The organism is Streptomyces plumbidurans, assembly GCF_019857225.1.
GTDB classification, from domain to species: Bacteria; Actinomycetota; Actinomycetes; order Streptomycetales; family Streptomycetaceae; genus Streptomyces; species Streptomyces plumbidurans.
The window spans coordinates 109,622-121,792 of sequence record NZ_JAFJSY010000025.1 but is presented as its reverse complement, the minus strand read 5'-3'; the positions used below and the strand labels follow the sequence as shown (position 1 = coordinate 121,792).

The 12,171-nt window shown below is 70.2% G+C and carries 10 protein-coding genes and 1 pseudogene; all 11 read right to left on the bottom strand.

Annotated elements, in window-relative coordinates; all coding sequences use genetic code 11:
- Positions 1-91 precede the first annotated feature (91 nt).
- A pseudogene (locus JYK17_RS40605) lies at positions 92-646 on the bottom strand (GH25 family lysozyme); the annotation flags it as partial.
- Between the two features lie 4 nt (positions 647-650).
- Positions 651-845 carry a hypothetical protein gene (locus JYK17_RS18520; protein ID WP_128803736.1) on the bottom strand — a complete coding sequence of 65 codons (195 nt, stop codon included), beginning with the start codon at positions 843-845 and terminating at the stop codon, positions 651-653.
- Complete coding sequence (locus JYK17_RS18515) at positions 845-1,627, bottom strand: hypothetical protein (protein ID WP_128803735.1); 783 nt, start codon at positions 1,625-1,627, stop codon at positions 845-847. The genes JYK17_RS18520 and JYK17_RS18515 overlap by 1 nt, the downstream gene beginning before the upstream one ends.
- Positions 1,628-1,636: 9 nt before the next feature.
- Entirely contained in the window at positions 1,637-1,999 is a 363-nt protein-coding gene (locus JYK17_RS18510) for a hypothetical protein (protein WP_128803734.1), read from the bottom strand.
- Between the two features lie 2 nt (positions 2,000-2,001).
- Positions 2,002-2,871 carry a hypothetical protein gene (locus JYK17_RS18505; protein WP_128803733.1) on the bottom strand — a complete coding sequence of 290 codons (870 nt, stop codon included), beginning with the start codon at positions 2,869-2,871 and terminating at the stop codon, positions 2,002-2,004.
- A 6-nt stretch (positions 2,872-2,877) separates the two neighbouring features.
- On the bottom strand, positions 2,878-3,288 hold the full coding sequence (locus JYK17_RS18500; RefSeq protein WP_128803732.1) for a hypothetical protein: 411 nt from the start codon (positions 3,286-3,288) through the stop codon (positions 2,878-2,880).
- Positions 3,289-3,299: 11 nt separating this feature from the next.
- The gene (locus JYK17_RS18495; RefSeq protein ID WP_128803731.1) at positions 3,300-4,070 is read right to left on the bottom strand and encodes a glycine-rich domain-containing protein; all 771 of its coding nucleotides are present in this window, start codon (positions 4,068-4,070) and stop codon (positions 3,300-3,302) included.
- Complete coding sequence (locus tag JYK17_RS18490) at positions 4,067-4,888, bottom strand: hypothetical protein (protein ID WP_222810845.1); 822 nt, start codon at positions 4,886-4,888, stop codon at positions 4,067-4,069. Before JYK17_RS18490 ends, JYK17_RS18495 begins: the two co-directional genes overlap by 4 nt.
- Complete coding sequence (locus tag JYK17_RS18485; protein WP_128803729.1) at positions 4,885-5,970, bottom strand: DUF5047 domain-containing protein; 1,086 nt, start codon at positions 5,968-5,970, stop codon at positions 4,885-4,887. The genes JYK17_RS18490 and JYK17_RS18485 overlap by 4 nt, the downstream gene beginning before the upstream one ends.
- A 1-nt stretch (position 5,971) precedes the next feature.
- The gene (locus JYK17_RS18480) at positions 5,972-7,450 is read right to left on the bottom strand and encodes a hypothetical protein (protein ID WP_128803728.1); all 1,479 of its coding nucleotides are present in this window, start codon (positions 7,448-7,450) and stop codon (positions 5,972-5,974) included.
- Complete coding sequence (locus tag JYK17_RS18475; RefSeq protein ID WP_128803727.1) at positions 7,450-12,120, bottom strand: phage tail tape measure protein; 4,671 nt, start codon at positions 12,118-12,120, stop codon at positions 7,450-7,452. Before JYK17_RS18475 ends, JYK17_RS18480 begins: the two co-directional genes overlap by 1 nt.
- Positions 12,121-12,171 lie beyond the last annotated feature (51 nt).

Genomic DNA, 12,171 nt, shown 5'->3' with positions numbered 1-12,171 from the left:
CGGCTGCGTCGGCCGGCGCCTTGAAGACGTCGTCCGTCGTGGCCAGCGTCTTGACGTCCGCCTTGGTCAGCGGCATGTCGTCCTCCTTGCTGCCGGCCGCCCACGCGGCGAGCGCGGCACGGCTGGTGAAGTTGCCGAGGTCGCGGTCCGTGCCTCGGATGCCGTACTGGTGGAACAGCCATGGCGCCTTGATCGACGGGTGGCCTGCGGAGTGGTTGGGGTCGGCGATCCACAGTCCGTCGCCCGCGTACGACGTCTTGTCGACGTTCTTCCACCGCTCCAGGTCGCAGTAGAGGAGCACGCGATGGTCCGGGCGCAGCGCCTTGACGGCCTTGATGAAGGCGTCCTTGTCGGCGTTCGAGGCGGTGCCCGTGCTGGTGGGCTCCCAGTCGCAGGCGAGGACGTCGCCCGGCTGGCTCGCGCACTTCTCGACGAAGTACTGCGCTTGCGCCTGGACGTTGCCGGGGTGCAGGAAGCCGTAGAAGCCGACGACGAGGCCCGCGGCGCGCCCGTGCGCGGCCTGCTCTTCCTGCTTCGGGTTGACGTACGACGTGCCCTCGGTCGCCTTGATGAAAACGAAGTCGAGGCCGTCGGTGTCGAATGTTGCCGTCTGGTACGAGGCGACGTCGATGCCCTGAACGCTCACCTGGTCACCTCCCGGGCTTGTTCAGGCCGAGGACCTCGCGGGCGACCGCCTCCGCAGCGACCTCCCACGCGGTCTGGATGGTGGCGCCGAGCTTGTCCCACATGGGCATGGGCTCGCCGCGGTGGTTCTTGCCGCCGGTCGCGCCGCCGTACGCGGCGTACGCCGCCTTGGCGAGCTCGGTCGGGTCGTGGCGGGCCATCACGCGCGCTCGCGGCGGGCGAGGGAGCGGCCGGTGAGGGCGTTGTAGTCGCCGTGCAGGGCCTCGGTGTCGAGGCCTGCGCGGTCGCGGCCGGTCTTCGGGTCGACGAAGTCGCCCGGGTTGAACACGACCCAGGCTTCGTCGCCGTAGACGTCCCACCAGCGCCAGGTCAGCCGCTGGACGCGCCCCCAGGTGACGGCGTCCAGGCCGTGCTCGTCGTAGGCGCCGAGGGTGATGCAGTGGCCGCCGAGGTTCGGGGAGCGGCGGACGACGTCCCAGACCTCGTCGCCGTTGAACTGGTCCTGGGCGGCCTGGGTGATGGTGACGCCGACGTAGATCTGGCCGAACAGGGCGATCGCCTGCCTGATCTCGTCGTGGTCGTCGATGTTCACGCGGGCGTAGGCGAGGTTCTTCTCGCCGAGGAAGCCGTGCCGGTGCCAGTAGGCGAGCACGTCCTGGCAGACGGCGCCCCGGTCGGTGCTCTCGTCGCCGAGCCGGTAGCCGAAGTGGCCGTAGTACTTCAGGCAGTCGGCCGTCGAGATGTCGAGGCGTGTGCCCTGGTTGACGTAGGCGTCGCCGATCCGCTTGTGCGCGATGCCGGCGATGGTGCAGTCGCCGACGATGTCGTTTCCGAGCATGCCCCAGGCGCCGGCCGGGACCGGTGTGAGCCAGTCCGCGGACGGTGGCGGCGCGGGCAGCTCGGAGGTGATGAGGCGCGACAGCCTGAGGTGCGGCTGCCCGGGATCGTCGGGCAGTCGGCCGCCGCGGAACGTGATGGGCATGTGGGCCTCCTACAGGACGACGAGGGTGTCGGGGGTCTTGCGGATGATCTGCTCGCCGGGCAGGTCGCCGACGGCCTGGGTCTCGATGAGGACCCAGCAGGTGTAGGTGCCGGCGGTGAGCGCCAGGTCGGCGCCGACCTCCGGGCCGATGAGGGCGACGACGTCGACGACACCGGCCTGGGCGAGCGGGTCGGTGGGGTTGGTGACGCCGTCGATGAGCTGGGCGGGCGTGAAGTCGGCGACGGCCGGGACGGTGTCCGGGTCGGTGGCGTAGTGCACGCCGACCGAGGTGACCTGGGTGGGGCCGCCGCGGGTGAAGGTGAGCGCGTGGCTCACGTACTCGGTGGCCGTGTGGTAGATCTCGGCAGCCATGCTCAGGCGTTCCTCTCGACGACGGGGCCCGCCGCACCCGGGCTGAGGACGGGGGCGCCGGCGCCGAGGCTGGCGACGCGCGGGGGTCCGGCGGACACGGTGACGTCCTCGGCGCTCGACTCGAACGAGCCCGCGGCGTCGAAGCTGATCCCGCCGAAGACGCCGGCCAGGGTGGTGCGGCTGACGAGGCGTCCGGCCGCGGACAGCCGGGCCGGCCCGAGGTCTCCGGAGACCTGGCCGGGCGAGGACAGGGATGCCTCGAGGTCGGTAGCGATGCCGCCGTACTGCCCGGCGAGGCTGCCCGAGATGGTGGTGGATGCGACGCCGACGCTCTGGACGCGCATGTCGCCGCCGCCGGAGCCGGAGAAGAACCCGTTGATGAAGTGGACCTGCACGCTGGACAGGTCCCAGGCGGGCAGGGCCTGCACGCCGGTGGTGAACGGGTTGACCCAGGTCACACCGTCGGGGCTTGTCTCGAAGAACATCTGGCTGCTGGTCGTCCTGATGCGCATGAACCGGCAGCTGGTGTCGTCGAAACCGGCGAACTCGCTGGTGGCGCCGAGGAAGTAGCCCAGACCCCCGGACCAGCGGCCGTAATCGACCTTCTCGCCGGTGGTGCCGTCACCGATGGAGCAGTACTGCTCCGATCCGCTCGCCCCCGCCGAGGGGAACGTCCACTCCCACTGGAAGGCGTCCTCGGTGAAGTCCCGCGAGGGCGGCGTGAAGCCGAGGAAGTTGGAGTAGGTGCCGCTAGGCGGGACGGTGGCGTAGCCGTCGCCCGAGACCTGGGTGACGCCCGCACTGTCGTTCCACAGGCCGGTGTTGGGGCCATCCCCGTCGAACGCGTCGTAGATCGTGGAGAGCTTCGGCACGGCGCGTCACCCGGAGGCGGGCATGGTCATCGTGCCGTCGCTGATCTCGACGTCCAGCCCTGTGCTGACCGTGACCGTGTTGACGAGGAGGTCTGCGCCGGAGACGCCTACGCTTCCGTCGAACACGGCCACGCCGTCGGAGTCGAGGACGCGGAACCAGGTGGCAGTGCCCGAGGCGACCGCGGTCACGGTCAGCGGCGTACCGGCCAGCGTGGCGACACCGGCCGCGGCCGCCCCGAATGCGGCATCGTGCAGGGTGAGCTCGGCGAGCAGGGTGCCGGTGGCCGTCGAATCGGGCCCGGCCGGCTGCGTGCCGGAGCGGATCTGCAGCGTGCCCGCCGCCGCGCCGCCGTCGACGAGGGCGGCGACCGCGTCGGCGGCCGCGCTCCGTGCCGCCGCGGAGATGAAGACCGTCATGATGTGCCCCTTCAGGCCTGGTAGGTGCGGACGATGACCACGCCGGGGCCGCCCGTGCCGCCGTTGATGGCGGCGCCGCCGGTCGGGCCGTTGGATGCCCCGGACGCTCCGCCGCCGTACTTGCCGCCGGAGAAGCCGGCCGACGAGCCGGCCGCCACACCGGTGGGCCGGGCGCCGGAGTTGAAGAAGGAGCCGCCGCCGTTGTTGCACTTGATCGGGTAGCCGCCGGTGACGACGCCGGCGCCGCCGCCTCCGCCGGGCACCCGGAAGGTGCCGCCGGTGCCGCCGGTGCCGCCGTCCGCGCCGCCGAGCGAGTTGTCGCCTGTGCGCTGGCTGTTGTCGCCGGTGCCGCCGCCGCCACCGACGGCGGTGATGAGGCTGCCGAACGACGACGTTCCCCCGGTGCCTCCGTTGCCGCCGCCGGCTGCGCCGGGGCTGCCGCCCGCTCCGACGGTGACGGCCACGGTCGCCGACAGCGCGGCGGCTGCGAACGTGCCGCGCGCGTACTCGCCGCCCCCTCCTCCGGAGCCGCAGCTGCCGGAGCCGGATCCGGAGGTTCCTGCCGCGCCGCCTGCGCCTCCCCCGCCGCCCTGTACCTGCACCTCGACCCACAGCGCCCCGTCGGGCTTCTCCCAGGTGCCGGACGATTCGAAGACCTGCTCGTCTACGGAGCCGGGGATGACGCCGTCCGCGCTGGAGGCGAGGGCCGCGAACCATTCCCACAGCCGGACGTTGTCGCCCGACTCCGGGTATTCGATTCCCTTGCTGGTCTGCTGGCTCACGAGCTGCGCCTCCAGGAGATGGTCAGAGTCCACGCGGCGGACCAGGAGGCCTTGCCGGCGAGGCGGATGTACGGGTTGTCCGAGCTGACGCTGATGGCGAGGCCGCCGCGGCTGCCGTCGACCATGGCCTGCGCCCAGCTGTTGGGGATCGCGAACGAGGAGGTGGACGCGTTCACGGCGAGGGCCGGACCGGACGCTGTCTCGTTCAGCGTCGGGAAGCCGCCCGGCCGGGTGGACTGGGTGACGAGCCGCAGCGTCGGCGTGCGCGCGGCGAAGTCACCGGCGCTGAGCCTGCGCAGCTTCAGCGTGGCCCTGGTGACCGTGGCGCCCGAGATGCTGTGCGGCTTGCTGCCGTAGAAGGCGAAGCCGCTGTTGCGGCCGGAGCTGGAGCCGAAGTACCGGCCCTGGAAGGTGTCCGCGTTCGTCGACGAGCCGATGTCGGTGCGCCACTTGCCGTCGCGCCACGTCGACGTCGTGATGGGCGAGCAGACCAGGGTGCCGGTGGTCACGGTGGGCTTGGGGTCCGGCGGGATGTCTCCCGTGTCCGGCGCGATCACGCTGTCGTCCTGGGCCGGCGGGGTGGGGTCGACGGCGGGAGCGCCCGGGACGACGGCGTGCACGTAGTACACGGAGCCGACGCGGGAGATCAGCAGCTTGTTGCCCAGGGCCACGGTGAGGCCGGCGGCGACGCGCGCGGTGATGCGGATTCCGGACACGTCCGCCAGGACGGCGTCGCCGCCGGCGGCGGCGCTCGCGGCGATGGCGACGATGCTGCCGAGCTTGGAGGTGGTGACCCGCAGACCGCCCGCCTTGCTCACGAGAACGGCACCCGGATCGTGGTGGTCATCTGGCCCGGCGAGTACGGCAGCGTGTACGCCTCGACGGTGCAGGCCACGCCGTCGAGGTCGTCGCTGGTGGCGGTGATGGTGTCGCCGAACTGGATGCCGGGGTGCGGCACCATCGTGACCTCCAGTTTCCGGTCGGCGGAGCGCCGTTTCTGGATGAGGGTGGCGGCCGCGTTCTTGCGGCACTGGTCGACCGTGGTCAGCAGGTCCGACTGGTTGAAGTAGGGAACGGGAAGCGGGTTGAAGGGGCCGCCGAACCGGAAGGGTGAGCTGAGGTCGTAGGCGGTGCCGATGATCTGGTTGCCGTCGGCGTCCTCGCCCTGGCTGACGACGACGTTGAAGGCGCCGTCCCGGGTCGTGCTGCCCTGCCAGCGCATGACGGTGCCGCCCTGGCCGTCGGTCAGGGCGAGGACCGGGGTGCCGACGTCGACGACGGGTTCGACGAGCAGGTAGCCGTCGACCGTGACCCTCGATTCGGCGGCCCACGCGTCGAGGACGTCGTTGAGGGCCTGCATCCGGTCGGAGTCCCACTGCATGCCGGCCGTGACCGGCCGGTCCACGAGGGTCCCGTCGAAGACGACCGTGAGGGCGGGCTCGACCAGGGCGCGCGTCGTGGACGCCAGCGTGTCCGTCGCCTTCGGCTGGAAGGGGCTGACGAACTTGGCCTCATCGATGAGGGTGAGCAGGCCGTGGCAGGTGACGGACACGGTGTCGCCGTCCGCTGAACTGTCGGTGATCAGGAACCAGCCGCGGTCGATCCACTCGAAGTCGCCGTTGCCGAGGTCGACGCCGTAGGAGATCCGCAGTTGCTGCCCGTACGCGGCGAGCGGATGGTCCGGGTCGGATCCGGGATCCCAGTTGAAGCCGCGGTCGCGGCGCGGGATGTTCAGCGTCACCGTCTCCGGCACGTTCACGGAGCGGTCGGCTTCCTCGCTGCCGTCGGACACGGGGATGTTGTCGGCGAGGAGTTCACCGGAGCGCCACGATTCGGCGCGGACGACCATGGTGAAGCTGCGCTGGACGACGGCGAGGGCCTGGTCCGACATCTCGAGCATGTCAGCCGCCGAAGTCGTAGAGGGCGACGTCCAGGAGGGTGCCGCCGGCGAAGAAGTCGGCGAGGTCCTGGAGCGTGGTGAAGTTGTCGGCGAGGTCGGCGAGGGTGAAGCCCGCGGCCTCGAGGGAGTCCGGCCACGCCTCGGACTCGGCGACGTTCAGGTCCCATTCGGTGTGCTCGGTCTGCCAGTCGGGCTTTTCGTCGTCGTCGATGAGCGCCATGTAGCCGTCGACGCGGCTGTTGGTGACCTGCTTGCGGATCAGCAGTACGCCCTCGGTCAGCCCGTTCAGGACTTGGTCGAGGGCGTCGCGGTCGGCGTTCGTGTCGACGGACACGGTGATCGTGGACTGGGCTTTGGAGCGGGGCCGGCCGACGGTGACGTAGCGGCCGCCGACGTTCATGGTGGTCGCGTCCCGGGTGCGCTTGAAGTCGGGCCAGTCCTCGATGAAGGCGATGGAGCCGACGCCGCGGACGGCATCGGAGATGACATCGGAGTCGACGGTGGACGTGATCGGCCCGGAGAAGATGAGGGACTCGTCGCCGAGGCTGTCGACGAGCCGTGCCGCGTAGGCGACTTCGACACCGAACGGCTGCTCGCCGTCGACGCGTACGAGGGCGTCCTCGCCGGTGACGTCCACGGCGGAGGAGGCGCGCAGCTCGACGAGGCCGGCTGCGTCGGTCTCCCGGTAGAGGGTCGCGGAGACGACGTCACCGGCGAGCATCTCGGTGACGGAGACGATATTGCGGGGCGGGAACACTGTTTGCGGCGTCGCGGTGATGACGCCCTTGGGGACGTCCTCCCGCAGCCTGAGCACGCCGCCGACGCCGGTGGCCGCCGCGGTCAGTGTGGCCGTCACCGTCGGTGTCGCCGCAGCTGTTCCGGAGGTGACCGACGATTCCGCCATCGTCAGCCTGGCCCCGTCACCGGAGGTGATGGCGTCGCCTAGGTGCGAGGTGGCCGTGTTGAACGTGATACCCGACGCGGCCGCGGCCCGCGCACTGGTGGACGCCGTCTGCGTGTTCCATCCGTAGCCCAGCAGGCAGAAGTCACCCGGCCGGAAGGTCACCGTGCTGGAGCAGGCGGCCGAGAACCCGGTACCGGAGGACGTGTCCTCGCCGAAGGAGGCAGACCACAGCCAGCCCACCCCGGTGCTGCGGGACAGGACGGAGATACGCCCGCCGATGGCCGACCCTGTCGCCGACGGGATGCTCACCGTCGGCTGTGCGTCCGAGCCGCCCAGTTCGCGCACGAACCATGTCAGCCTGCGAGCCCCGGTGTTCAGCCCGAACGTGCCGCCCCCGCCGGAGAACGTGCCGACGCGTGTCCAGCCGTTCGGCGTCGACGGCGTCGCCTCGTCCGGGTGAGCGGAGACGACCTGGAGGACGCCGAGCTGTCCGGCCACCACACCCGCCGGGTAGGCAGGCGTGATGGTGTCGGTGCCCTGCGCGAGGGATCCGGAGGCGATGTAGGAAATGCCCACTACCGGTTCCCCACCTTCTGGTCGTGCGCGAACTTGGCGAGGGCCGTCTTGACCACGGGCCTGGCCTCGGCGCGGACGAGGTCCCTCAGCGCGGGGTCGTCGAAGTGGACGTGGACTTCGGTTCCGGTGCCGGCCATGGCGCGCGCGAACCGTTCGAACATGGCGTCGGCCGTCTTGGGGCCGCTGGCCGACCCGTACGCGGTGTCGGCGAGGCGGCGGGCCGCGGCGGCGACGTGCGGGCGGTGCTGGTCCATGCCCTGCACCATGCCGAGGGCGATCTGCTTACCGATCTCGTCGCGGAACACCTGCGACGGGCTCTTGATCTTCAGCTTCTTCTTGACGCCCTTGACCAGCGAAGCGGCCAGCTTCGCCATGGCCTTGTCGAGGTCCTTCTCCTGGCTGGTCAGCCCGGTCAGGAATCCCTTCGCGGCCTGGGCGCCGCTGTCGTACATGGTGTCGGCCATCGTCTTGCCGAAGGACGTGGCGAGGCTGTTGCCGGACTTGGTCAGCGCGTTCAGCTTCTGGATGTCGGCGTTGGTGACACCGGACCCGCCCAGCAGCGTCGCGAGCTGACTGCCCGGCCCGGACGCCGCCAGCTGCGCGAGGAGGTCCTTCGACGCGCCCCGGGACTTGAGCTGCTTGGTCAGCGACGCGAACCCGGAGGCGGTCTTCTGCTGCGATGAGATCTGCGAGATCAGCGAGCCGATCGACGTCGCCGACGTGCCGCTGAAGGACAAGAAGTCCTTGATGTTCGACGCCTGATCGCTGGCGTAGCTGTTGGCGGCCGAGATCTGCGAGGCGATCGAGGCGCGCTTCGTCGACAGCGACGCCAGCTGCCCGCCCTGCTTCTGGACGGTCTTGGCGGTGCCGGAGTAGCCGGCGTTGAGCAGCTTCGTCGCCAGCGACTTGACCGCCGAGGTGATCGCCGACGATGTGCCCGTGGCGAGGCTCTTTTGCAGGCCGGTCGCGATCGAGTTGGAGATGGACGTCTTCGCGCTGCGCTTGGCGTTGCTGAGCGCGATCTCCGCGGCCTTCAGTTCCTTCTCGGCGGCCTGGAGCTTCTTCTCCGCGGCGGCCTCGCCCTTCCTGCGCCGCCGGGCGCGGGAGACGGCGTCCTTGGCGTCCTGCACCCGGCGCTTGTCGCGGCTGACCCGGTCCGCGGCATTGGAGATGGTGCCGGAGGCGTAGCCGGGCAGGCGGATGCCGTGAGTGCGGGCGAACGCCATCGAGTCGTCGTGGTTGAGGACGTCCTCGCCGCCAGAGAAGTTGACGAGCTCGGCGCCCTTCTCGCCCACCCAGGCGAGGCCCTTGGCGGCGCCGCGGGTGCCCTTGGCGTACCAGTGCGGGGAGCGGGACAGCCACGCCGAGTAGGCGTTGAGCGGATTGCCGTAGCGGGAGGCGATGTAGGACAGGCCCCACTTGATCTGGGTGGCTGCGCTGGTGCGCCAGTTCGATCCGGCGGAGGCCATCTTGCTCGCGGGCAGCGACTGCGGGATGCCGTACGCGCCGCTGCTCTTGTTGAGTGCGCGCTCGTTCCAGCCGGACTCGCCGTTCCACAAGTTCCTCAGGGCGGCCCACTGCGGGCCGGACCAGCCGCGGGCCGCGGCGAGGACCTGCCCGATCTTCTGGTTCGCGGAGGAGCCGCCCCCGCCGCCGCCCAGGCCGAGCAGGCCGAGGAAGTCCCCGCCGAGGCCGCCGAGCGCCTTGAGGGCCTTCGACGGCAGGTCGGTGAGGGAGACCAGGCCCTTCTTCGCGATCGCGCCGAGCGCCTTGGGAAGGCTGCCGAAAACTTTCTTGGCGATGGCCGTGGGCGAGGTCTTCGCCATGCCCTTCATCAGGCCGGACACGAGGTGACCGCCGATCCCGGCGAACACCGTCGAGGGCGAGCGGATACCGAAGAAGCGTTTGACGGCTCCGACGATCGGATCGATCAGGTACTTCTTGAGCCAGGAGCCGATGCCCTTGACGCCGCTGACGATTCCGCTCTTCAGGCCCGACAGCAGGTGGCCGCCCGCGCTCTTCAGCCACGACCCGGCCGTCTTGAACACGCCGATGACGGGCCGGTTGACGTGGCTGGTGACCCACGAGCCGATGCTCTTCGCGATCGACACGATGCCGTTCTTGAACCCGGACACCAGCGACTTACCGCGCGTGACCAGCCACGACGCGGACGACACGAACCGTTCCGTGACCGGCAGGATGACGTGCGAGGTGATCCAGCCGCCGATCGCCTTCGCCCCGTTGACGACGCCGTTCTTCAGGCCGGACACGACGGACTTGCCCTTGCCCAGCAGCCACGACCCGGCCGTCTTGAAGGCGTTGATGACGGGCTGGTTGACGTGCGTGCTCACCCAGGAGCCGATCGCCTTCGCCCCGTTGACGACACCGTTCTTCAGGCCGGACACGACGGACTTGCCCTTGCCCAGCAGCCAGCTGCCCGCGTCCGCGAAGGGCCTGAGGATGGCCTTGCCGACGTTGATGGCCTTCTCGGTGATGAACGAGACGCCGCTCTCGATGCCGGACCCGATCGCCTTCGGGATCAGCTTGGCGGTGGTGGCGAGACTGCGGGCCGGCTTGAACACGAACCGCTCGGCGAGGTCGGCGATGAACCCGCCGGCCTCCGGCAGCGCCTTCGTGAAGCCGTCCTTGATGCCGCGCCCGACCGGCCCGAAGACCTTCCCCAGGCCCTTCTCGATGTAGCCGCCGAGCTTGCCGATGCCGTCCAGCAGCGGCTTGAAGATCTTCAGGAAGGGGATGTGCTCGAAGATCTTCCCGAGGCCGCTGGCGAGCCGTCCGATGGGGATCACGCTGATGACCGCGATGATCGTGTCCAGCCAGTGCTTCTTCCAGAAGTCCAGGCTGAACAGCGGCTCGAACAAATTCGTGATGAAGCCGATGGCGAGCGGGATGGCGGAGGCACCGAACGCCTTGCCGACCTGCACGAAGTCAATTTTCCCGATGACGCCGGCGAGTTTCTTCGTCAGGTCCGCGGTGTGCTTGCCGACCCAGCCGATCGCCGTGACGAGGCCCTTGCCGAGGCCCGCGCCGAGCTTGCCCCAGTCGACGCCCTCGATGCCCCCGGAGACGGCCTTGCGGACGGTCTCACCGAGCTGCTGCGCCGCGGACTTGGGCGGGGCCGTCTTCGGCTTGATGAGCGGCGCGGCCAGCCCGGACCCACCGTGCGGCTGGGGCGCGAGCGGCTTGCCCTGCACGCCGGTCGTCGGCGCGACCTGCCCGACACCGAAGTGCGGCGCGGCGGCCAGCGCCTTCCCGGGCCCCTTCGTCGACGACGTCTGGAACGAGCCGAGGTGCGGGGCTCCCGTCCCCGGGCCGAGGACCGTGGTGGGGAACTTGTCGATCGGGTTCTTCGGCTTCTTCGTCTTCGCGCCGGTCAGACCGGAGATGAAGCCGCCGATGCCGGTGCTGCCGGTCAGCCCGGACAGGAAGCTGCCGATGGTCGACTGGACGCCGCTGACGGCCGACTTGATGCGGTCGACGGGGATCAGCGACGCCATCGCCCGGCCGAACTTCAGCGCGCCCGGGATGGCGGTGTCGTTGAGGAATCCGACGAAGCCGGTGATCGGCGGCAGGATCGCCGTGCCGAAGCGCACGGACAGCGACTCCAGGCCGGTGACGAGCCGCTTCCACTCGGCCTCCGCGGTCTGCCGCTGCATCTTGACCGCGTCGTCGAACTTGCCGGTCGAGTTGTTGACCTGGTCCTGCTTCTTCTTCAGCACATCCAGGTTGTTGATCATCAGGAGGATGCCGCTGGAGGAGCGGCCGCCGCCGAACGCGCGGGACAGCAACTGCGACTGCTCCGACGCGGACATGCCCGACGCGTCGAGGTGGTCCTTCAGCAGCTGGATCGCGCCGATCAGACCGTTCGGGCCGCGCATCGCGTTCGCGAGGTCCAGGCCGGTCAGGCCGATCTTCTTCAGCTGCTTCTCCGCCGCACCCGACGGCGCGCCCAGCAGCGAGAACGACATGCGCAGCCGGGTCGCGGCCGACGCCGAGTCGATGCCTTCGTCCGTCATCAGCGCGAGCGCCGCACCGACCTGCTGCAGGCTCAGCCCGAACGTCTTCGCGGACGGCAGGATGCCGGTGCCGATCGCGGCGTTGAACTGCTCCATGCTCATGTTGCCGGCGCCGATGATGGCGTTCACCGTGCTGACGGCCTGGTGGAAGCTGGTGGCGCCCTTGATGCCGGTCCGCCACGCGCCCGCCAGCGCGTTGGTGGTCTGCTCGAGGTCGGCGCCACCGACCGCGGCCAGGTCGGACGCCTCCCGCAGGGCCTTCATCGCCTGCGCGTTGTCCATGCCGACGGACTTCAGGTGGTACAGGGAGTCGGCGAGCTTCTGCGGCCCCTGCTGGACCTTCCCGCCCAGCTTCAGCACCTGGTCCGAGAGGACCTTGACGTCCTTGGCGGAGCCGCCGGCCTGGGTGGAGATGCGGGTCATCTCCGTCTGGAAGCTGGTGGCGCTCTTCGCGGAGACCGCGGCGAATCCCACGAACGCCGCCGTGCCGAGCTTCAGGCCCTTGCTGATGGCCGCGCCGACCGCCGCGCCCTTCTTCCCCATGCCGTCGGCCGCAGCGCCGACCTTGCCGAACGTCTTCGACGCGTTGTCCCGTGCGACCAGGTCGTACAGGACGCGCGTGGCCATGGTGGACATGCCGCGGCACCTCCCCCTCGAGGGGTCAGGACGCGGCAGAGCCGGTCAGAC